22 protein-coding genes are annotated in these 22,688 nt (G+C 36.1%); 8 read left to right on the forward strand and 14 right to left on the reverse strand.

Going from position 1 to position 22,688, the window contains the following annotated elements:
* Positions 1–46 precede the first annotated feature (46 nt).
* From MCBB_RS02825 to MCBB_RS02845, 5 genes are all read right to left on the reverse strand, one after another.
* Positions 47–661, reverse strand: coding sequence for a DUF2119 domain-containing protein (locus tag MCBB_RS02825; RefSeq protein WP_071906344.1), 615 nt, complete (start codon positions 659–661; stop codon positions 47–49).
* 152 nt (positions 662–813) lie between these two features.
* Positions 814–2,067, reverse strand: coding sequence for an adenosylhomocysteinase (ahcY, locus tag MCBB_RS02830; protein WP_071906345.1), 1,254 nt, complete (start codon positions 2,065–2,067; stop codon positions 814–816).
* A 606-nt stretch (positions 2,068–2,673) separates the two neighbouring features.
* Positions 2,674–4,866 (reverse strand): CDC48 family AAA ATPase, encoded by a 2,193-nt coding sequence (locus MCBB_RS02835; protein ID WP_071906346.1) that lies wholly within the window; start codon positions 4,864–4,866, stop codon positions 2,674–2,676.
* 421 nt (positions 4,867–5,287) lie between these two features.
* Positions 5,288–6,601 (reverse strand): prephenate dehydrogenase, encoded by a 1,314-nt coding sequence (locus tag MCBB_RS02840; protein ID WP_071906347.1) that lies wholly within the window; start codon positions 6,599–6,601, stop codon positions 5,288–5,290.
* Positions 6,602–6,877: 276 nt separating this feature from the next.
* Positions 6,878–7,198, reverse strand: coding sequence for a hypothetical protein (locus MCBB_RS02845; protein ID WP_071906348.1), 321 nt, complete (start codon positions 7,196–7,198; stop codon positions 6,878–6,880).
* Positions 7,199–7,450: 252 nt separating this feature from the next.
* On the opposite strand from MCBB_RS02845, the gene MCBB_RS02850 reads away from it, so the two are divergent.
* The 4 genes from MCBB_RS02850 (at position 7,451) to MCBB_RS02865 (ending at position 11,342) form a co-directional block, all read left to right on the forward strand.
* Positions 7,451–8,512 carry an mRNA surveillance protein pelota gene (locus tag MCBB_RS02850; RefSeq protein WP_071906349.1) on the forward strand — a complete coding sequence of 354 codons (1,062 nt, stop codon included), beginning with the start codon at positions 7,451–7,453 and terminating at the stop codon, positions 8,510–8,512.
* 176 nt (positions 8,513–8,688) lie between these two features.
* A complete protein-coding gene (locus MCBB_RS02855; protein WP_071906350.1) occupies positions 8,689–9,336 on the forward strand; it encodes a hypothetical protein in 648 nt (215 codons plus the stop codon).
* 366 nt (positions 9,337–9,702) lie between these two features.
* Entirely contained in the window at positions 9,703–10,353 is a 651-nt protein-coding gene (locus MCBB_RS02860) for a hypothetical protein (RefSeq protein ID WP_145975996.1), read from the forward strand.
* Positions 10,354–10,424: 71 nt separating this feature from the next.
* Complete coding sequence (locus tag MCBB_RS02865) at positions 10,425–11,342, forward strand: cell wall biosynthesis protein (protein WP_071906352.1); 918 nt, start codon at positions 10,425–10,427, stop codon at positions 11,340–11,342.
* A gap of 109 nt (positions 11,343–11,451) precedes the next feature.
* Here the strand turns inward: MCBB_RS02865 and MCBB_RS02870 are convergent, their stop codons facing one another.
* Both MCBB_RS02870 and MCBB_RS02875 read right to left on the reverse strand, forming a co-directional pair.
* Positions 11,452–12,591, reverse strand: coding sequence for an ABC transporter permease (locus MCBB_RS02870; RefSeq protein ID WP_071906353.1), 1,140 nt, complete (start codon positions 12,589–12,591; stop codon positions 11,452–11,454).
* Positions 12,588–13,352 carry an ABC transporter ATP-binding protein gene (locus tag MCBB_RS02875; protein WP_071906354.1) on the reverse strand — a complete coding sequence of 255 codons (765 nt, stop codon included), beginning with the start codon at positions 13,350–13,352 and terminating at the stop codon, positions 12,588–12,590. The genes MCBB_RS02870 and MCBB_RS02875 overlap by 4 nt, the downstream gene beginning before the upstream one ends.
* A gap of 239 nt (positions 13,353–13,591) precedes the next feature.
* Between MCBB_RS02875 and MCBB_RS02880 the strand changes: the two genes are divergently transcribed.
* Together MCBB_RS02880 and MCBB_RS02885 are read left to right on the forward strand one after the other, a co-directional pair.
* Positions 13,592–14,389: a TrmB family transcriptional regulator gene (locus tag MCBB_RS02880; RefSeq protein WP_231916391.1), complete on the forward strand. Its 798-nt coding sequence runs from the start codon at positions 13,592–13,594 to the stop codon at positions 14,387–14,389.
* Between the two features lie 309 nt (positions 14,390–14,698).
* Entirely contained in the window at positions 14,699–15,754 is a 1,056-nt protein-coding gene (locus MCBB_RS02885; RefSeq protein ID WP_071906355.1) for a glycosyltransferase, read from the forward strand.
* A 227-nt stretch (positions 15,755–15,981) separates the two neighbouring features.
* On the opposite strand, the gene MCBB_RS12335 is transcribed toward MCBB_RS02885, so the two are convergent.
* Together MCBB_RS12335 and MCBB_RS02890 are read right to left on the reverse strand one after the other, a co-directional pair.
* Positions 15,982–16,113 carry a hypothetical protein gene (locus tag MCBB_RS12335; RefSeq protein WP_269454993.1) on the reverse strand — a complete coding sequence of 44 codons (132 nt, stop codon included), beginning with the start codon at positions 16,111–16,113 and terminating at the stop codon, positions 15,982–15,984.
* Positions 16,114–16,262: 149 nt separating this feature from the next.
* The gene (locus MCBB_RS02890; protein WP_071906356.1) at positions 16,263–16,583 is read right to left on the reverse strand and encodes a hypothetical protein; all 321 of its coding nucleotides are present in this window, start codon (positions 16,581–16,583) and stop codon (positions 16,263–16,265) included.
* Positions 16,584–16,715: 132 nt separating this feature from the next.
* On the opposite strand from MCBB_RS02890, the gene MCBB_RS02895 reads away from it, so the two are divergent.
* Positions 16,716–17,960, forward strand: a complete 1,245-nt coding sequence (locus MCBB_RS02895; protein WP_171899072.1) for a transposase family protein — start codon at positions 16,716–16,718, stop codon at positions 17,958–17,960.
* Here MCBB_RS02895 and MCBB_RS02900 read toward each other — a convergent pair.
* From MCBB_RS02900 to MCBB_RS02915, 4 genes are all read right to left on the reverse strand, one after another.
* Positions 17,946–18,290 carry a hypothetical protein gene (locus MCBB_RS02900; protein WP_071906358.1) on the reverse strand — a complete coding sequence of 115 codons (345 nt, stop codon included), beginning with the start codon at positions 18,288–18,290 and terminating at the stop codon, positions 17,946–17,948. The two genes, MCBB_RS02895 and MCBB_RS02900, sit on opposite strands and share 15 nt — an antisense overlap.
* 6 nt (positions 18,291–18,296) lie before the next feature.
* Positions 18,297–18,962: a hypothetical protein gene (locus tag MCBB_RS02905; RefSeq protein ID WP_071906359.1), complete on the reverse strand. Its 666-nt coding sequence runs from the start codon at positions 18,960–18,962 to the stop codon at positions 18,297–18,299.
* A 273-nt stretch (positions 18,963–19,235) separates the two neighbouring features.
* Complete coding sequence (locus MCBB_RS02910) at positions 19,236–19,421, reverse strand: hypothetical protein (RefSeq protein ID WP_071906360.1); 186 nt, start codon at positions 19,419–19,421, stop codon at positions 19,236–19,238.
* A gap of 132 nt (positions 19,422–19,553) precedes the next feature.
* Positions 19,554–20,570 carry a hypothetical protein gene (locus MCBB_RS02915; RefSeq protein WP_071906361.1) on the reverse strand — a complete coding sequence of 339 codons (1,017 nt, stop codon included), beginning with the start codon at positions 20,568–20,570 and terminating at the stop codon, positions 19,554–19,556.
* A 139-nt stretch (positions 20,571–20,709) separates the two neighbouring features.
* Between MCBB_RS02915 and MCBB_RS02920 the strand changes: the two genes are divergently transcribed.
* Complete coding sequence (locus MCBB_RS02920; RefSeq protein ID WP_071906362.1) at positions 20,710–21,165, forward strand: hypothetical protein; 456 nt, start codon at positions 20,710–20,712, stop codon at positions 21,163–21,165.
* Between the two features lie 50 nt (positions 21,166–21,215).
* On the opposite strand, the gene MCBB_RS02925 is transcribed toward MCBB_RS02920, so the two are convergent.
* Positions 21,216–22,520, reverse strand: coding sequence for an FAD-dependent oxidoreductase (locus MCBB_RS02925; RefSeq protein WP_071906363.1), 1,305 nt, complete (start codon positions 22,518–22,520; stop codon positions 21,216–21,218).
* Between the last annotated feature and the right edge of the window lie 168 nt (positions 22,521–22,688).

A 22,688-nucleotide genomic window follows, 5' to 3' on the forward strand; every position in this document is an offset into this window, starting at 1 on the left:
ATTGTATCCCGTAACTTTCCTGTAATCACTTTTTAAGTTTTTTTATTCAAAATGGGGGATAATTCCCAAAAAATTCAATGGCGTACCTGCGTGCAGTTTCAACCTGTTCCGGATATCTGGATCCTATGGTCTCTTCAAGGTCATTCCGGGTTTTTGAAGATGCAACATCTTTTAAAATAGTAACATAAACATCCAATGCCTTTTTAGAAGGTGAACATGGAATTTCAAGGGTTAAACAGATATCCTGCCTTTTGAAACAATTCAACCTCAGAAATGGAGCCACAGAACCCATCAAAATCCCTTCTTCAAGTTCAATCAATGGTGGAACACCAACCCTGCTTTTACGATCTTCATCCACAAGTTTTTCATAGCTTTTCTCTTTGTAGCAGTGAGCTTCAAGGTAAATCATTGGTTTGTACTTTTTAATAAGTGAAATGACTTTTTTACCCATATCTGAACTGTAATACTCTTTGTTTATGGTGCTCAGGTATGGAGTTTCATCGAAATTGTATATTCTGAGTTTTCCACTGGAAACTGAATCATCACTCAGTTGAGAAAGTGCTTTTATGGTTGTGATTCCTTCTTTGCCATGAACTCCTCCAACAAAAAGGCGTGAAGGTTCATTGTTCTTGTCTATGATCTTTGAATAGTTCGTATTCATAATTGGTCCCTGGGTGAAGTTTTTATCAGGATTTCAGTTAGTAATGCAGTAAGAATGTAACAATCTTAAATCTTATATTTGAAAAAGAAAAATAGTGCTCAAATTCTTCAATGTTATTCAAAATACACTAAAAATTAGAACGGGGATGGGATTCAGGTTCCCTCTTCCCAGTTGTTCATGTAATTGACCTGTCTTGATGTTAACTCATCTATTTTGATGTTCATTGCATTTAACTTGAGTTCTGCAACGTATCTATCTGTTTCGTCAGGGGTCTTGTGAACACCAACTTCCACCTTATTTTCTGTTAGGTACTTGGCTGACAGAGCCTGCATTGCAAAGCTCATGTCCATTATCTCTGCAGGATGACCCTGTCCACGTTCTCCTGCAAGGTTAACCAGTCTACCATCTGCTATGAGATAAAGTTTCCTTCCATCAGGCATTACAAACTCTTCTATATCTGCCCTTATCTGTTGGCAACTTACAGCCTGTTTGTGAAGGTCTTCTTTGTTTATCTCCACGTTGAAGTGCCCAGAGTTTGCAAGGAGACAGCCGTCCTTCATGTACTTGAAGTCGTCGCCTGAAACTATGTCTATGTTTCCTGTGACCGTCAGTATAAGATCTGCCTCTTTAACAGCATCACGGATCTTCATAACCCTGTAACCATCCATTCTTGCCTCTAATGCTCTTATTGGATCTATCTCGGTTACTATAACGTTTGCACCAAGTCCAACAGCTCTCATTGCAACTCCACGACCGCACCAGCCGTATCCGCAGACAACAACTGTTTTTCCTGCTATAAGCATGTTGGTTGAGCCCATTATTGAGTCAAATGTGGACTGTCCAGTCCCGTACCTGTTGTCGAAGAGGTACTTCATGTAAGAATCGTTCACAGCCATAACTGGGAACTCAAGGGCTTTATCATCATGCATAGCCTTCAGACGATGAATTCCAGTTGTTGTTTCCTCACATGCTCCAAGTATCTTTCCAATGAGGTCCCTGCGTTCCTTGTGGATGAAGAATATCATGTCTGCCCCGTCATCGATTATTATATCCGGGTCATGGTCGAGAACCCTCTCGATGTTCTCGTAGTACTCTTCGTTGCTTTCTTCCCTCCAACCGTACATGTTAAGGCCCATTGAAGCTCCTGCAGCTGTTGCATCGTCATGTGTTGATAATGGGTTGCAACCGGTCATTGCAACCTCTGCACCTCCAGCTTGAAGCGTTAAACCAAGATTTATGGTCTTTGGTTCAAGGTGTAAGCATGATCCAATGGTAATTCCCTCGAAAGGTTTTGTTTTGCTGAATTCTTTTTTTATGTACTCAAGAACAGGCATGTGTCTTTGTACCCATTCAATCTTCTTCTTACCTTGCGGTGCCAGTGAAATATCCTTTACTTTGTAGCTCATTGTTTCACCTAAAAACGAATCTTATCTTTTAAAAGATCTGAATAAATTTGAATAGTTTTTGATGAATAAAACTATTGATTCAGGGGATACTTAACTTTTTCATTTATTCGTTTTAGGGATTTTATTTCATTGGGAAAAAAATGATTTCCGATATAAAAAACTATTAAGATTTATTTATATTTTTAAATATTTTTTTTTAAATGTTTTTAAAATAACAGAAACATCATCTTTTAATTCAAAAACTCTATTATACAACTTAATTTTATAAAATAATGATTTAAATTTATGTGAATGTTAATTGGACTTAGCGTTAATTCTTAAAATGGTATTAGTATTTATTATAATAATTAATCATCATTTATAATATTTTAAAGTATTTTTAAAGTATAATATGAGTTTTAATTAATGATTGGGTGTTGATGATCAGGAATAAAAATTAATTTTAAAATATTCAAAATGGGTTACTTTGAGAGTTATTTTAAGGGAGGTTTGGGAGAAGAAAATAATTAATCTTCTCCCATTGAAATTCTCAGGTTTTTTTTGGTTTTTAGGGAGGCAAATTTATTTTTTGGTTATTTGGTGTTTTGGTTGGTATTGTGTCACGTTTTAACTGTACTGCCTTAGATTCACCTCACTTTTAGGTTTCACCTTCTCCATGGCTTCTCTGAACTGTTTCATTTTGACTTCATCTGCTTTAAGGTTGTTTCTGAGTGTGAGCATCACTGCTTCACGGCAAACTGCTTCTATGTCTGCTCCAACGTATCCATCTGCTTTTTTGGCAAGTTTTTCCAGGTCAACATCGTCTGCAAGCGGCATGTCCTTGGTGTGAACCTTAAATATTTCCATCCTTGCAGCTTCATCTGGAGTGTCCACCTTAACGTGCCTGTCGAACCTTCCAGGCCTCAGGAGTGCAGGGTCTATTATGTCCACACGGTTGGTGGCTGCAACCACAGCAACATCCTGAAGCTCCTCAAGTCCGTCTATCTCTGTTAAGAGCTGGTTAACAACTCTCTGTGTCACACCGGAGTCTGTGCTGCCCCCACCCCTTGTGGATGCTATTGAGTCTATCTCGTCGAAGAATATCACTGTTGGTGCTGTTTGTCTGGCTTTTCTGAAGACTTCACGCACTCCTTTCTCTGATTCTCCAACCCATTTTGAGAGGAGTTCAGGTCCCTTGATTGCTATGAAGTTTGCATCACTTTCGTTTGCTACGGCTTTGGCCAGGAGTGTTTTACCGGTTCCTGGTGGTCCGTAGACAAGCACGCCCCTTGGTGGTCTGACTCCGAATTTGTCGAAGCTTTCAGGGTACTTGAGCGGCCATTCAACTGCCTCACGAAGTTCCTGCTTTGCACTTTCGAGTCCACCTATGTCGTCCCATTTAACATCTGGAACCTGTACAAGCACCTCACGCAGTGCAGATGGCTGTATTTCCTTAAGGGCTTCTTTGAAGTCGGATTTGGTAACGATCATCTTCTTGAGGGTTTCCTTTGGTATCTCTTCATCTGCCTTGATATCCGGTAGTACCCTTCTTAAAACCCTCATTGCAGATTCCTTACAGAGTGATTCAATGTCCGCTCCAACGAAACCGTGGGTTATCTCTGCTATCTCATCGAGGTCCACCTTGTCGTCCAGGGGCATTCCCCTTGTGTGGATCTGGAGAACTTCCATTCTTCCGTCTTTGTCTGGTACGCCTATCTCTATTTCCCTGTCGAATCTTCCTGGTCGTCTGAGTGCCTGGTCAAGGGCGTCTGGTCTGTTGGTTGCACCGATTACAACCACTTGTCCCCTGCTTTTGAGTCCATCCATGAGGGTGAGGAGCTGGGCAACGATTCTGCGTTCAACTTCTCCTGTGACTTCTTCCCTTTTGGGTGCTATTGCATCGATTTCATCTATGAATATGATGGATGGTGCGTTTTCTTCGGCTTCCTCGAAGAATTCCCTGAGGCGTTCCTCTGATCCACCAACGTACTTGCTCATGATCTCAGGGCCGTTGATGGCTATGAAGTGGGCGTCACTTTCGTTTGCTACGGCTTTGGCCAGAAGTGTTTTACCGGTTCCTGGTGGACCATGCATGAGAACACCCTTTGGTGGAGCTATTCCCAGCCTTTCAAAGAGTTCAGGTCGTTTGAGTGGGATCTCTATCATCTCCCTGACCTTTTTAACCTCCTCCTTGAGGCCACCTATGTCCTCGTAGGTCACATCCACAACGTTTTTTATGCCCTCAATTTTTGAAACATCCACGGGTTCTGCCTGGATCTGCATGTCAGTCATGTCGGTTATTTGAACGATTCCTGCAGGTTTGGTTGAGACCACTGCAAGTTTTATCTCACCCATTGGTGACATGTCGGTCATCATGTCCCTGAAGAAGTCGTCGAAGAGTCCTCCCCTCATTGGCTGCTGCTGTCTTATTCCAGTGACTATGAGGTCTCCCTTTGACATTACTCTGCCCATGAAGGCAGGTTTCACATCTCCCCGGATCATTATCTGCTGGTCAACGGGTGCAAGAACCACTCTCTGGGCTTCTTTCACTTCTGCCCTTTTGACTGTGACTTCCTCTCCTATGGATGTACCTGCATTTTTCCTGAGGTATCCATCGATCCTGATTATGCCAAGCCCAATATCAGACTGGCTTGATGCAACCTTTGCTGCAGTTACCTTCTTTCCCTCTATTTCGATTATGTCTCCATCGAGAAGATCCAGCTTCTGCATGCATGCTGGGTCTATCCTTGCAATGGTTCTACCAACATCGTTTTGTGAAAACGCTTCTGCAACTTTTAATTTCATTTCTTTATTTTCCATAGAAACCCCCTACATTAACGTTTTACTTAATCATAATATGTTTGACTGGTTTAAAATAATTTACACTATTCAACATGTTTAGTTAACTTTTGTTACTATAACCTTGTTGTTCATCATATATAAAGGTTGCGGTTTTTTCATAGGTATCCATCTATATTTATTAACTGGAAATGGGGAAATCTTAATCTAAAAAAGGATTTTAAATTACTTTAATTTTTATTTAGATTCCATAAAAAAAGAGAATTTTACTGATAAAATTGAAAAAAAATTAAAAAAACTGTTCATTTACTCTTAAAAGATTCTTAAAAGAATTTTTAATTAAAAAATAATTCAAAAATCTTCAATTAAAAAAAAAATTAATCGTTGAAAATACACTATTTTAAATTAAAAACAATATTGAAAAAGTACATTCCCTGATCCATCAACGTATAACTCCTCCAAAACCCTTTAAAAGATTTTCAACTTCGAAACGTGCATCAGGGTTTATCACAGAGTAACGTATACTAACACTTTTTTTACCAGTTTCCACTTGCTTTCCAGTGTAAACATCAACAACAGATGCTTCCACAACGTTACTCAGGTTCATCAGGGTTTCTGCTATGATTGAAGGGTTGCAGCTTTCAGGAAAAACTGCTGAAACATCGTAAACCTTCTGTGGATAGTTGTCTAACTTCCAATTCACGAGTTCTGCCTGGCTTAAAACTTCAACATTGGATAACTTCAGCCGAGTTTCATTCTCATCCCTAACCAGAACTGCAAAATCTGGTGATAGCTCTTTTAGCCTTCCAACATGGGTTGTTTCAGAGTATATATGTCTTAAACCAACTTCTTTACCAACAGAATCTTTGAGAAGTTGAACCTCCTGGTTGAGTGCAGATATTGCTTTATCAGACCTTCCAAGGGCTGCTTCAAGGTCATCAAGGTGTTTTGCTGCAGAACTCATGGCACCAACGAAATCCCTTTCATCTCTTGCAGCCACCATGTCCTTGAGTTCAAGGAAGGTTTCGAGAAATGCTTCGTGTGTCTGACCGATGTACCTGTTGTTGGTCTGTATGGCGTAACAGAGGTAGGGGTTCTGTGCAACGATCCTAGCAATCATGTCCAGCATCAGGCTGTAAACAGGACTTGCAAACTTTCTGGACTCTTTGATATCAATTCCAAGCTTTTCTATTGTTGCTGCAATTGATATGTATGAGAAGTGGGTGAGTCCCTGAACTATGCTCATCATCCTATCATGATTCCCAGGGCTGGTTACGAGAACACGAGCATTCTCAGCTTCAAGGAATTCTAAAACCTTAGGGTACCATCTACTCTTTTTTACCTCCTCTTCAGGGGTTAAAACAACCACCTGACCATCAAGGGATCGTATCCTGGGCCCGAACATTGGATGTGTTGGCAAGTAATCCACACCTTCTGGTGTGAATTCTCTCATAGCTTCTGAAGGCTCTTCTTTGACAGAGGTAACATCCATAAGAAGGGAACCTTCCTTAACATGGGGTGCAACTTCCTTTATGATCCTGGTTGTTACACCTATTGGTACGGATACAATTGTTACGTCAGAGTGGGATGCAGCCTCAACATTATCCTGGAGATAAGTCACACCTAACTTTCTTGAAACGTTCTCTCCTTCTGCTTTGTTTCTACCCGTTATAACAACATCAAATCCCTTACTTTTCAGGAAACGTGCTATCCAATTACCAAGACCCCTTGTACCGCCGATTATCGTGATTTTCATGGAATGAACTCCCAGAATATGGATTAAAAACCTCTTAATTTAACTTCAATTAAAATTCATATAATCTATATCAATTAAAATTTTGATCTGGATTACATAGATTGTAAACTATAGATTCATAGACCTTTTATAAAATTATAGTTATCAAATAAAACTATAGTTACCAATCCAATAAAAAAATTGAGGTTTACATTGTATTGAGTGTGAGTTTCTCAACCATTCATTCAAAACTGAATTGAAATAAAAAAGTTTTCAGGGCGTCAATTCAAATGTGCCCTAAATTTCAATGGTCTTAAGTTTTTCCTCGTGGGTTAAACCCTGAATATTTTCAAGGGCAATCATAAGATCCTTCAACTTCTCATTTTCCATGACTTCAATGAAACTTTCCAGTTCGGATAGTCTCTTTAAGAACACACCTCTTCTTTTTAGGGGAGTTCCATTGGCATCAATGGGATTTATTTCAACCATGAAACTTTCACCCTGCTTTGAAGATGGAGTCTTAACTAGAAAGGCACCTTTCAAATTTGTTGGAACTTTTTGCCATGGATTTACTTCATTCAATGCATTTTTTATCTGTTTTTCCAGTTCACCATCCATTTTATCTCTCCTACTGATTCGTAGTTATTCCATAATATGTATTAACTTTTATATAAAACTTATTAATAACAGGTAATATCCCATTCGAGCTAATTCTTTAAATGGCTTTTCAACATATACTCATAGTGTAGGATGTAAAATAAATAGAAAAAGATATAAAAGAATCTTAAAAGGTATTTAAAATTTATTTCAAAAAAGATATGATTACAATAATCCGAAATGGAATTTTTCAAGGATTTTCAAGGTGTTAACATGCGAATAGTTTATCAGGATACCAAAAGAGGCATAATAGAACTTGTCCCAGAAACACTGGACGACCTCTGGCATCTATCACATATAATAGAGCCTGGAGATATGGTATCGTCAAAAACAACACGCAGAATACAGGATTCAACTGGTGAAAAGATAAGGAGCGACAGAGGCATTAAAAAAACCTTCTTTTTAGGAATAAAAGTTGAGGATATAAGTTTCCACAAGTACACTGGAAAATTGAGGGCAACTGGCATGATAGAACATGGTCCTGAAGATCTGGTTCCACTGGGCTCTCACCACACCTTGGATCTTAAGCTCAAAAATTCTGTGAAGATACAGAAGGAAAAATGGTCCAGATGGAACATTAAAAGGCTTGAAAATGCAGTTAAATCTTCTAAAAAACCTTCAGCAATTGTAGTTGCAGTTGAAGATGATGTTGCGGACCTTGGAATAATAAGACAGTACGGAATAGATTACTACGGCCCAATAATGGGACAGATCTCCGGTAAAAGGATAGTGCAGAAGAACAGGAAAAAGGCAATATCCGACTTCTTCACAGATGTTGCAAACTCCTTGGAGAAGTTCAAAGATGTACAGAGCATAATATTGGCAGGTCCAGGATTTACCAAGGGAGAATTCTACGATTTCCTAAAGGACAACTACCCTGAAATGGCAAAGATATCCATAATCGAAAACACCGGTGCTGGGGGAAGAACTGGGATAAGTGAAGTTCTTAAAAAGGGTATAATTGAGGATATGGCCACAGAAAACAGGATAGCTCATGAAATGAGGGCAGTTGAAGAACTGCTTGCAGAGATAGGCAAATCTTCGAAACTCGTTGCCTACGGTAAAAAAGAGGTGAAAACAGCTTCAAATGCAGGTGCCATTGAAAAACTCCTTGTTGTGGATGAACTGGTACGTGAACTGGATGTGGAAAAGATCATGGAACTTGCAGAGAACATGGGAGGTAAGGTACTGATCGTAAGTACCGAACACGATGGAGGAAAACAGCTCAACTCCCTTGGGGGAATTGCAGCCCTTTTAAGGTATGGAATAAATTAAGCACTACTTTTTTTTTATTGGAATATTTAATCCTTTATTTTCCAGCTCACTTGATTTTTCAGTGTTGCTCAAAACTCAACCCTATTTTTTCAGTTTCAGGACATTCAACAAAAAAATTAATTAACTTCAAAAAAAAGAGGAATACATAAGTCATGAAGCCAGTTGGAGGGATCCAAATGCGTAAAATGATTTGTATTTTACTCTGTCTGATTTTTGTGTTTTCTACAGTTGGGGCATCTTCTGCAGCAGTTATTGGAAAAACGAGCTATGGCTGGGTTGAAAAGAATGTTTATGGTAATCCATCGTCCAACTACAAAATCGTTATAATCTTAGGGGTTCATCCTCGTGAGTACCGTTTTCATAACGCCATTTTGTCTGCAGTAAAAACCAAAACCGCATCTTCAAACAAGAAATACATAGTTTACAGGGTTCACGTTACAAAGACTCCAATGAACTACTACAAGGGCAGGATGTATGGTCAGCTACTTGCAAATAAATTCGTTGTCCCTGATGTCAAACGAAACAATCCAAGGGTAGTCTTTGATATTCATGAAAATGGTTGGAGAGCCAGTGGATATAAATATGCCCGTTTTCTGGACCCAATATCAAGGACAAGCACAACTTATGGATACATAAATCGTATAAAAACTAAAATGCCATTTCTCAGGGTTTACGCACCCAGAGGTACAAGTCCCAAGTACGTTACACAGCCAATATCACGTAAAGGTATTTCTACAATTGTTTATGAGACTTACAAGTACGATTCTTACAGTAAAAAGCTTGCAGATGCAAAGCTGTTTATCAATACGTTGAACAGTATTTAGCGTTTAGTAACCTCAGATAGTAGTCGCAGTGAATAGGTACATCAAGTGGTTTTAAATCTACACACGTAATTATTCGAAGAATTGTTGTATTATGCTGTTGAATAACAGTTTTGAGAACTTTTTAATCAATTTTTTAATCATTTTTAATCAATGTTCATGAATATCCTGTTTATGAAAGATTTTATAGGGTATAACTGTATTTTTAATGAAATTAATATGAAATTCAAACCTTTTCTTTAAAAAATAATTTAAAAAGTTGTATAACCCTATAAAATCCTTAAATTTCTATCCTTTTTTGATAATAAATGCTAAAGTTTATTAAGGAATATTGAAAATTTACATATGTTATTAATAAAAGGTGATTACATGCGAAAACTAATTAGTATTTTTATATGTTTAATTTTTGTGTTTTCTGTGATTGGGGCATCTTCTGCAGCAGTTATTGGAAAAACGAACTATGGATGGGTTGAAAAGCAAACTTATGGAAATCTATCCTCAACCAACACAATAGCTATAATTGTGGGGGTTCACCCAAGGGAGCATGGTTTTCATGATGCAATGGTTAATGCCCTGAAGACTCAAACCGCATCTTCAAACAAGAAGTACATTCTTTACAGGATCCATGTTACCAAGACTCCTATGAACTATTACAAGGGTAGAATGTATGGACAGCTGCTTGGAAATAAATTCGTTGTCCCTGATGTCAAACGAAGCCATCCAAATGTTGTTTTCGACATCCATGAAGATGCCTGGAAATCAAGTGGCTACAAATACCCACGGTTTTTAGACCCTGTATCAAAGACATCTAAAACCTACAGTTACATAAATAGGGTAAAAACAAAGATGCCGTTTTTGAAGGTTTACGTGCCACCTAGCGGTACCAGCCCAAAATACGTTACAAAGCCAATAGCATCAAAGGGCATTCCAACAATTATTTATGAGACCTACAAGTACGATTCCTACAGTAAGAAGGTTGCAGATGCAAACCTATTTATCAACACACTGAACAAACTTTAAAGAGGGAAAGTATCCTGTTATTCAGGACTTAATAAACCCCTATTTTTTAATATTTACTGGATGTGTGTTAATTGTACGAAGAATTGATCTTAGCTTTTCTAGCATCAGCAGTGTTGACCTACATTTTCAAGGAAATTTTCACAAGAACCAAAGGAAACCTTTACACCAGTGTAAGGGGTGGAACACCCCGGGCAGTGGGATTGGCCCCATTCCTAATTTTATTACTATTTTTAGAACCACCTTATCAATACTTAATAGGTATAATAGGATTGTTTGCATTTGCAGATGATCTGATTGGCAGAAAAAGGATAAAAAGATTGCCCTTTGAGATTGGACAGCTTTCAAGGGGAATAGGCATGCTGCTTGTCATGGCAGTGGGATTTTACTACAACTTCGGAGCCCTTGCAATACTCATAGCCCTCATGATACAACCAATGAACATTGCAGACATGCAGCCTGGAACCGCGTGTTCAACAGTGATCACAATGGCTCTTCTGGTTGTTCTGGGAATATTCGCACTAACTTCAACCATTTACTACCCAGCACTACTCATCATGGTGGTTTGCCTTGGATACGCCACCCTGGATTATCAGGGCAAGATCATGATGGGAGAAGTAGGCAACCACTCATTTGGAGTGGGTCTTGGAATTTTATACGCAGTTTTAGGTGGCATAGTTGGAAATTCCTTTGGTTTTGGGTCTTTAGGTGTTTTCCTATTTGTACTGGCCTTATTCATCTTAACGTCAATTTTCATAGCATTTTTAAGGAGAAAAAACCTTGAAGCATTCATAAAGAAAAACCTCAAAATTCAGGATCCCAACTTTGGAGATTACACCATGGATGTCCTGACAGGAGGTGGGCTTGGAGACTTGATGCGTAAAATAATCCTTAAAAAACGATGCATTAAAATAAATAACAAATTACTTAAGATTTTAGGTTTCAGGAGGCTGTTTTTCAACCCCTATGCAGCAGAGAATGATGTTAATTAGATTTGATAAATTGTACAAAATTATCTCCTTTGTATGGTAGGAATTACTTCTAATATAATCGTAGAAGTAACCACCATTTAAAAAAAAGATGGGAGCCATTTACTCCTTTTCAATCATTCTTTCTTTTAAGGGATAGTGCAGCCATAACAAGGAAAAGAGTTGCAAACGCCACAAGAACAGCCACGTCTATCCATATCTTACCCAATCCCCATCCCTTGAGTATCACTGCTCTGCAGGCATCGACTGCATAGGTTGGAGGTACCACGTATGATAGTGGCCTTAACCATGTGGGTATTGCTTCTATTGGCCAGAAAACACCTGAAAGCAGGAAAACTGGAAGTATTATGAATGGTATGAATTGCACGGCTTGCCCTTCACGGTTTGCAAGGCTTGAAAGCAGTATTCCAAGTGCCTGGGATACGACTGCAAGGAGTGCAACCACCAGGAATGCCAGTAGCACGTTTCCAACCACATCTATTTTGAAGACAAGAACTCCCACTGCAAGGAGGAAAGCAGCCTGTATGGTTCCAACAATTCCGAAGGCCAGAGCGTAACCACATACAATTTCACTTTCCTTGACTGGTGTTGTTAAAATTCTTTCAAGGGTTCCTGAAGTTCTCTCACCAACGAATGCAAGAAGAGTAAGCAGTGTTGTGAGCAGGTAGACAACGAAGGCCATTATTCCAGGAACAAAGAAATCTATGAACTCTGCACCTTCACCATAGACCGGATCAGAATTCACCTTCACAGCAGGGTTAATGCCCTGATCCTCCATTGTCTTGGTTGCAGCATCTCCAACAGTGCTGAATATAGCATTTTTTATGTTAACAACACTTTCATCAGCCCTTATAACTATCTGAGTACTTTGATTGGATGAAGGGTTTGTTGCACCAGTATAAGCAGTTTTTGTGAAGTTTTCAGGAAAGATGATGACTGCGTAGGCCTTTCCATTCTCAACCTCACCAACAGCAGAAGCATCGTCTGGCATGTATTTGATGTTCAAAACCTTGGTGTCAAGGTTGTTGATTATTTCTTGGGAGAGTGAAAGGTTTTCGCCTCCAGGTACATGAAAACCAGTGTCGTGATTCACAACAACAACGTTAACGTCTTCCACATCCCCACTGAAGGCCAGGCCAAATACGAACATTGCAAAGATTGGTGCAAGGAGCATGAGAGCAATGGTACGTTTATCATTCTTGATGTCCCTGAAAACCCTCTTTGTAACTGCAAAGGTTCTTCTGAAGTTCATGGAACAACAACTCCTTCAAGATGATTCAATTCCTCAGTTCTTGAAAACTCAAGGAAGGCATCTTCAAGGGATTTGGTTCCTGTAGCCTTTAATATGTCTTCAGGAGGTCCTTCTGTGATTATTTTGCCCCTTTTAACGAATCCCACTCTGTCGCAGTGGCGTGCCTCATCCATGTAATGGGTTGTGATGAGTATGGTTATACCGGAATCCTTCAGCATGTTGAAGTAGTTCCAGAAGGATACCCTGAGTTCAGGATCGACACCAACGGTAGGTTCATCAAGAAAAAGTACTTCTGGCTCATGTATGAGGGTGCATGCCAGTGAAACCCTGTGTTTCATTCCTCCACTAAGGTTACCAGTCACCTCATCCTTCCAGTCTTCCAGATCTATGAATTTGAGGAGTTCACCAATTTTTTCATTTATTCTATCATTCTTCAGGCTGAAAATTTCCCCAAAAAATTTCAGGTTCTGTTTCACTGTGAGCCCATCGTAAAGAGCAGTTTCCTGGGGCATGTAACCTATGAGTTTAGATATTGCACTGTTTGGAACTTTTTTTCCAAAAATTTGGGCTTTTCCAGATGAGGCGTTTGATAAACCGCAGAGTACTCGTATGGTGGTTGTTTTACCTGCACCGTTAGGACCCAGTAATCCATAAATCTCACCCTTTTTTACTTTGAGGTTCATCCCATCCAAGGCTTTGAAATCACCAAACTTCTTTACAAGCTGGGATGTTTTTATGGCATAATCAACTTCTTCTTCCAATTTTATCACTTCCCTTCAGTTAATAAGGAATATGAACATGGCCTTTTTATAACTTGTGTAACTAACAGAGTATAAAATGGAGCAAATTGACATTTGTCAGCATGATCTGGTGAACATCTAATGATTCATCAAATTCTTGAAACCAATATCCAATCCAATAACCTCAAAATAACATCAATATCCTTTAAAATCTTTAAAAAAGTCAATTAAATGAAATTAAAAATTAAGAAGGTGACATATTGGCAGACATTCCAGTGGAAAATGAAACTTTAAACGCCCTTAAAACTATGGGACTTACAGATTATGAGACAAGGGCTTACGTGGCTTTAACATCGGTTATATCTGGAACAGCGACGGAGTTAAGTGAAGCATCAAACGTTCCACGTTCTAAGATATACGTTGTCCTGAAGTCCCTTGTGAAGAAGGGATTTGTGGAAATGAGCAGAGGCAAACCACTGCAATTCACTGTTGTACCTCCCCATGAGGTCTTCAAAAGGTCGAGAAATGAAATAATGGAAACAATGGACAAGGCTGAAGCTGAATTGAACGTGGTCTACGAAACCCAGATACCCAACGTACCAGCACCCATATGGCTCGTGCACGGTCCTGAGAAGATCGTGAACAAGGAACTCGAGATCATCTCAAGGGCGGAAGAATCCCTGATCATAATGGCAGGGTTTATGTTCAAGGAAGAACCTAGCAAATTAAAAGAATTAATTAAACCAGTAATTAAAAAGGGGGTGGATGTAAGAATCATAACTGTACCCCACTCTGTGGTGGATGATGATGTGATACATGTATCTCCAGTTCTCGAGAACGTGGGTTGCGACCTGAAGGTACTGCAGATACCCAACATAAAAATGGTTTTAAGGGATAAAAAGGAAATGCTCGTGGCGTTCTCCAAGTTTTCAGGAGAAAGCGCAGTTTCAAAAACCTCAATTGGAATATGGAACCAGTACAAAGAGTTTGTTGAAACTATTGGGGGGATATACGAATTTGTGTGGAGCACAGAACTCTTTAAGGAAGCACAGATTTAAAAAAAGTTCATAGTTCATTTATTTAAAGTCATATTGTCCACATAATTTGTTTTAATCTTCTAAAATAAATTTTAAGTAGATTTTAATTATTTTAAATGGATTATACTCCTTCAGATAGATATTGGAAAAAAATTCCAGATGAATTTTCAGATAAGCATATACCTTCTAAAAATAAAAGTTGAAGGTACAAAATGTTTGTGAGCATATAAATTGTTTATAAACCTTAAAAAACAGTTCAATCATAAATCAAAATAATTTAATGAATTTTTAAGAATGATAAATAATTTTAAAAGAATTTAGGGTGATTATATGAAAGCATTATTTGTTGTTACAGGAAGGGGCATAGGAGGGGATGCAATGACAGCCCTCAACATAGCAAGGGCTCTTGAAAAGAGGGGAGTTGAATGTGAGTTCGCCCTGGATCCCACAGCGCCAGGTTTACTATTTAAAAAACATGGAATAACATGGCACAAAACCAGCGTTCCACAGGCGGGAGGACACGCTGCAACAAAGGCAAAAATGGCCAAGGCAGCATTTAAAACATTCAAAGCAGTACTGGGAGCATCAAGACTTTGCAAAAAAGTTAAACCCAATGTTGTGGTGGGAGTGATAGGTGGAGGTGCAGTTGTGGGATGTCTTGGAGCACTCGTTGCAAGGGTTCCATCTGTTGGAGTTCTCATAACCCCAATGGATGCCAACATCTGCACAAAGGTCACAACGAACGTTGCATTACCTGAGTCCAATTTATTCCAGTTGGAAAGTGCGGAACTTGAAAAGCTCAACACTAAAAAAGCTTACTCTCCAATAAACCCCGAAGTAATAGTGGGTGATAGGGAAAAAGCCCTTAAAAAAATGCCAGAAGGTTATGATCCAGCTTTACCAACTGTTCTCTTCTCATCAGGTTCAACACTCTTTGAAAAAATGGCCCAGGGTGTGGAAAAACTTGGAGAAAGCCAAACTCATGCTAATATACTTGTTGTTGGAGACCCCTTGGAAGAGGATTACCTGAATTACTTCGAATCTGAAAAGGTGTTCTATCTGGGTTACGTAGACTGGATACGCGACCTTTACAAGCTCGTTGATGTGGCTGTGGTCACAGATGATGGTATGATGATACATGAAGCCATGGCATGCAACATACCTGTTGTGGCACTTTTAGGAGTGAAGTATGGACGTTACCACAATTTAGCTGCAGTCTTCAAGGGTGCTGTGCTTGAGGCTGAACTTGAAAACCTTGAAACAGTCCTAGAAGATGCTTTCAGAGATATGGATGAGATGAAGCTGAATGCTTCCAAGTATGGGACAGACGTTTTAAATTCAGCTGATGATATTGCAGAGATGATCTACAGTAAGATTCATAAATAAGATTTTAAAATAGACTGATGACCTTATTTAATTTTTAAAATCTTTTTTTTTAGGACTATAACATTTTAACATGAAGAATTAATTTTTCGTTAAATGTAACCTAAATGGAGATATTACATGATGACTATACCTCTTTGTAAAGGAATGGGACGGGCTGTAGGTGCTAAAAGTGTTGGTGCTAAAGCTGCAGGTCTTGGAAAGATAGGATTTCTTGGAGAAACAGTGCACTAATTCAAGATTTCATTTTTCACTTCATTTGATGTGAGAGTTTTCAGTATTTCCATACCTTTTATGTGCAAGTTCTGATATAATTCTTCAAAAATAGTTTTTTCAATTTCAGGTTGTGTTAATTCTTCCATCAGGCCACCACCAATCGACTAAAAAGTCTATTCCATGGCCTGCCAGCCTTACACTTGCTTAAATAAAATATCAGTATTTAAATAGTAAATAAGTTACGAGTAAAAGTTAAGAAAAGAACAAAAATAAAGATATCCTTTAGTTAATGAGTTTAAGAATTACAATCTTTTAAATTTGTAATTGTACGAATAAGCGTGTAGGATTTAACATGTTTAATATTTTCTGGATTATAATCGGAAGTTATAACCTCTAAATTCTTATGCTTAAAACATAAATCATGAGCATCTAAAAAAATATCTACATCAGGATAATGAATTTTTTTCTCTAATATCTTTTGGATAGTTGGATACTTTCCTGTTCGTGTGTGGAATTGCATATTTGAACGGAACTCCTTTTTTCTAAAGTCCACATCGCGATTTAAATCCAGTGCTATCCTATCAAAAGTATCTGCTATTTTTTTACTATTTTCCATAGGTTTAAATTTTGTGTTTGTCCATTTTTTAGTTGGTTTAAAAAAATTTTCTTACTTTTTTATAACAAAATATTAGTTTTTTTAAGTTGTTTAAATGGTTTAAATTTAAATTTAAAATAGTAAATTTAATATATGGGTGAGAGCAGATTTATTTTCATGACCAAACAAAAACAAACTGCTCTCAATAGTTATTTTGGTGTTAAACAATATAAACTTTATGATTGGGTGAACATTAATCTAAAAAAAGATGAATTAATCCCTGAAAAACACCAAGACCCCATAGAAAATACTGAAAAATCTAAAATCGTGTCTAAAGACCATGATAATATTTATAGTTTGATGAAACCAGTTTGTCCATCTTGTAACTCAAAAAAATATGTTAAACATGGTTTTAACCAAAAATTAATCCTTATTAAAGGAATGGAACCTTTTAAAATCAGATTACAAAGATATAAATGCAAAAACTGTGACGGATATTATCAAACACATCTTGATAACATATTAAAACAAAATTCAACATATAATAATGAAATTAAAGAGTATCCAAGTATTATTAATGCTTTACAACGAATTTCATTGAGGAATATATCGAAAATTATTGAATTAGACTGGAATAAAAGGCCTTCACCCCAATCGATCAAGAATTGGCTATCAAAAACAATTAAAAATAGAAATAACAATACCAAAAGAGATTATTCCGGATATTATAACTATGATGAACAATACGTTAAAATTAACGGTAAATGGATGTTTAGATTAGCTTTATTCGACGTTAAAAACAATATTTTAGTCAAAGAAAAAATTGAGGAAAAACTAAATCCACAAACTGTTAAAAGCTTTTTAAAGAAAATACGAGATAAAATACATATAATTGCCATAACAACAGATAACAAACCATATTACAGAAATATAATGGATAAATTAAGAATAAAACATCAACTATGTATATTTCACTTAAAAAAAGAATTAAATACCAAAATAAAAAGGATAAAACGCAAAAATAAACTGAATAAAGAAGAAATTGAACAAATAAAAAATATTAAAAACTTAATATTTGAAATAATAGATTCAAAAAACTATAATGAATCAAAAAAATTATTCAACAAACTTAAAAAAGAAATAAACAACCATTCATCTTCATTTATTAAATTCATAAATAAAAAATTCCTAAAAAACTTCAATAGATATACAAACTATCTAAAAGATAGAAATATCACGAAAACAAGCAACAAAATAGAAAATTACTTTAGAAACACACTTCCCAAAGGAATAAAAAGAATATTCAAAACAAAAAAAGGATTAAAAGAACAATTAACACTACAAAAAGAAAAATGGGAAACTAAACAAAAAAATAAAAAAACATCAACTAAAAATTAGACAAACCCTAAATTTTTCATTTTTCCAAATTTCTTCAATAGTTATCCTTATTTTTCTGGTGTCTAAATCTATTTCAGAAGAATTAGCTAGCTGAATAATATCCTTTTTACTAAATTTACCCTCAGTATTTTTCAATTCGGACCACAAAAATAATAATAAATTAGAATATGAGTTTTTAAATTCCTTAATTTTACGACGAGTCTCGTTTTTGACAGTTTCAGACCAATATTTTAAATCCTCAATAGCAAATGCACTCTCTGCGTAAGGATGCCATGGATCCCATTTAAAAATATAGCCTACTGGCACATTTGTATCAAAAAAAATAGGCATTTATAGTTACTCCTTCATAACGGCATATAAACTGTCGATTGTGTTTTGATGTTTGCCTGAAGGAGTATACATCTCTAAATAAAACTTTTCTTTATCTTGGGAAAACTCTTCTTCAAAAGATGCATATTTTTGTTCATATTTAGATAACATTTCCTCTGTTACTTGATCTTGAGAGGATATATCTCCAAATAAATTTTCTTTAGTGAAGACTATTTCTTTAAAGTCCTTAAATAATTTTATAATAAAATTAAGTTCTTTAATATTGGGGTTAATATGATCTTGATTTTTTAGTAAATACTCTGTAATTTGTTGAATTTCTAAAAAATCGAAAAATTCATCCTCAATTAACGGGTCTTTTTTAAACATAACCCTTAATTTATCCATACTTTCAAATATTGGACGAATATCAATAGTATGCAAATATTTAACATATTCCTTATTTAATCTCTGATTATCAAGTATGGTGGCATATTCTTGGGCATATTTTTGAGTATTAGATTTTTTAATACGCAGGTGTTTCCTTAAGTTATGTAAACTTTCCTTTAAATTATCTAAGATGCTGAAAAATTTAGTTTTATACTTATTGAACGTTTTATTAAAATTATTACTAAGTTCCAATGAAGGAATTGTTAAAGGTTCTCCTAAAATAGTCCTTCCACAACCGTATGCCATTTTTTCACCCAAACCAGAAAAATCAATACTACTATACTAAATTAGCAAGTCTGTTTAATAAATAACTCTATATGTAATATAAAAATATGTCGATTAGATTATTCATGAAAAATTTAATTTTGTCATACATTCCTTATTCCTCTTCAGGTACTGTTAAATTACCTAATGGTTGTTTAAACCATTTTTCAACCATTTGATATTATTTATAAATCTTACGAGTAAAAGTTAAGAAAAGAACAACAAAAGTTTTAGAAAAAATTGCATCAAAACAAATTACAGCAAATTTTTCTGTATCATAAGAACTATTATTCCATTTCCCCCACCCACACCAAAGCTTGCAGGTATCAGTTCATATCCTAGTTTTTCAAGTTTTATCACTCTTTCATTAAAGTTTATCTCATTTGTTGCATGTACAATTTTATATTTCAAGTTTTCAGTATCTTCTTTTTTTCCAAACATTATTTATTCCTCATTAGAATCCCATTGAGAGTGTTACAAGAAACCTTAAAAGCTTAAATACACTACTTTGAACTTATACTTTAAATCCGAAAATTTAAAAATTAAATGGAATGAAACTTTTGATATTGTTAGTTATTCCGGATTTTCTAAACAAAGTGATCTTAAGGTTAAATTCTGAAATTGAGTGAAATAATCATTTTCATCAAAAACCGTTCCTATACCTTCAAATAAGCAATTGTCAAAATCATAATAAATCTCTTGAAAATTTTCTAAATTTGATACTCTTACAAAAATAGACTCTGTAAGAAAATTAGTTATATTTAAAATATAAATCATACTCCTTTTTATATTCTTTAACAAATTATCTTTATAATAATCCTCATCAGAATCATAAACAAAAGAAGCATTATAATGTAAAAAATGACGTCTAGACATGAAATAATGGATATAAGACACTCCATCGGAATTATTATCATTCTCAATACAATACTTCACTAAACTCATAGCAATTTTTAAAGTGTTTATATCCTCATTAATAACAGGATCACCACTTATTGTGCATTGTTCACAAAGAGAAGAATAATCCTTAATTAATTTAGCACAATTTTTAACAGTTTCATTACAGATATCTTTAGGGTATGTTATATCTAAGTTTTTAAGTTCATTATTCGAAGTAATTAATAAAAAGGGTTTAAAATAACATTCCCTTAAAAATTTTGTTTTTACTATTTTCAAGTTAAATCTATTAATTTTTTTGGCATGGGAATTTTTTCGCGTTTTAGGCTCAAAAATTCTTAAAACAATAGATATAGAAGTAAATAAAGAATAATAAAAAGAGATATAAACTAAATAGAAGTAATGATGATAATTCATACTATTTGTTAAACTTTTATTCAATGAAGTTTGAACATAAGCCTCATTTATCCACATATTTTCAAATAAAGGAGTCAACAATGCTTTCAATTCTTCATCTAGTTTAGGCTTCTTAGATATTGTTGCATTAAAAACTCTTTTATACAAAAATTGAAAAACTTGGCTCATATCCTCAGGATCACTTAACCCTAATCCCTTAAGATTATTTTGAATACTTAATTTGAAATTATTTAAGCTATGATCTATCCTCCGGAGTTCCGCATATTTTTGTCCCATATAATCCCTCTATTTTATATTGTATTGTTAGAACGAACATAAACTTCTAAATATAGAGCCCATAGTTCTTAATCAAACAACAATTAATATAATGATTCATCATATATTAATAATAAATATGACAAAAAGAGGTAGGATAATGACCAGATATGAAGAATTGAGCAAAGCAGCTAACAAAGCCCAGACTGAAAGAGAAGAAAACCTTTTTGAATGTAAAAGATTTTTGATAGGGTTACGTGAAGGATTTGTTGAATATTTACAATGTCCTGATGATGCCTTTAAATTTGCAGATGCAATTAACTTAGAAGAAAGTAATCTAAATGAAGCCATCCATACAATGGACAACTTTTTTCATATTGGATTTTTATTAACCATACCTGAAAATTTAGAAAGAAAATATCCAAATCAAACTTTGAAATATGGATTAAAACTGAAAAAAAAGGAAGAGGCTTTTATTGTTAAATTACATAATGATGAAACTGAATTTAAAATTCACAAAGATAATCCAGAAAAATTCAAAGAATTTTATGAATATTTGTTTAATGAAATAATGGAAATTTATGAAGAAGAATTTAAAACATTTTTCAGTAAATAATTTTTCAATCTTCCTTTTTTATTTTTTTAAATAGTGACCTTTTCTGGATTTCACTCGAACTTCGAGAGAAACCTTATGAGCTTGTAAATGGAATCGGTTGAGGGATGGGTTTCAACGAAGTTATCGAAATCATGGATTTTGTAACTGTCCCTTAAAAATTTGGACATGTAAGCCATTGTTGTACGTCCAGAGGGTGATACTGCAAACAAACCATTTATATCTCCAGTTTCAGCATCAAAAACAACCTTGCTCAAACCAGTTTCCCCATCAAGAACCCTCCAAAATGTGTCGGGACCTGAAGACCCGGGTATGTGCCCTTCAGAAACTCTGCCCTCAGAACCTGTGGAAGATTCAGATTTCAGGAAACTGACATCGTATTGGAGTGATATGGAACTTGGTACGTATCTATAATCTGCCTCAGCATGAATTCCACAGGCGTTCCTTGCAGCAACAACTCCCTCCATACGGGCTACTGGAGTTAACCCTATTCCACCAACCACATCCCCTGCAGCATAAACACCCTCTTTACTTGTTTCCATCTTGCTGTTAACCAGTATCTCTCCATTTCTCCCAGTATCAACCAAGTGCTTCACTGCATCAGAGTGGGGCACCATACCCACTGCAAGGAGAACGGTTCCCTCAAAAAAACCATCATCAGTTTCGAGTCCATCTGGACGAATAGCATTAACTGGAGTGTTTTCAAGCACTTCAACATCCCCAAGTAACTTTTCAACCACGTAACTTTTGATATCTAGGTCGAGCATCTTCAAAAAACTGTGCCTGCAGAAGATCCTTACTTTGGAGCCCATTGCTGAGAATATACCTGCAAATTCTGCAGCTATAACTCCACTGCCCACGATGTTGAGGTTTTCAGGAACCTCTGGAATGTTGAGAACATCTCTGTAGGTCAGTGCATGTTCAGCGCCTTCCACTGGGGGAATGAACGCACCTGCACCTGTTCCTATGATGAGTTTATCGTAATTGTGGCGTTCACTGCCCACTGAAACGTAACCCTCCTCAACCAAGGCATCACCCATGACAACGTTAACACCTGCTTCACGAGTTTCAACCTCAAGAATATGCCTTATTTTGCCTATTGTTTCTTTAACTCCACCTGTAACCTTATCAAAATTGATTTCAGGGTTCAGATTGATGATCCCATGTTCGTTGAATTTTTTGGTGTTCCTTAGGTACTTCGCAACGTCGTTGAGTCCGCAAACAACAACACATCCTTCATTAAGACATTTACCACCTATTTTGTTCTTTTCGATCAGTGTAACGTCTGCCCCAAGTTCTGATGCTTCCATTGCAGCTGTTCTACCTGCTGGACCTCCCCCTATAACCACGATCTTCATTTTTTCATCCTCCAGATCATTACAGAACATGTTGTTTATTATAGTTGTACAACTACATATTAAAATTACTAAAATAAGTTACGATTGAAAACTTCAAGGTTTCAAACCTAAAACTCAATTTAAAAAGCGGGCTTTAAAATAAATTCAAAGATAATCAAAGTCTTTAAA

The organism is Methanobacterium congolense (assembly GCF_900095295.1).
Taxonomy (GTDB): domain Archaea; phylum Methanobacteriota; class Methanobacteria; order Methanobacteriales; family Methanobacteriaceae; genus Methanobacterium_C; species Methanobacterium_C congolense.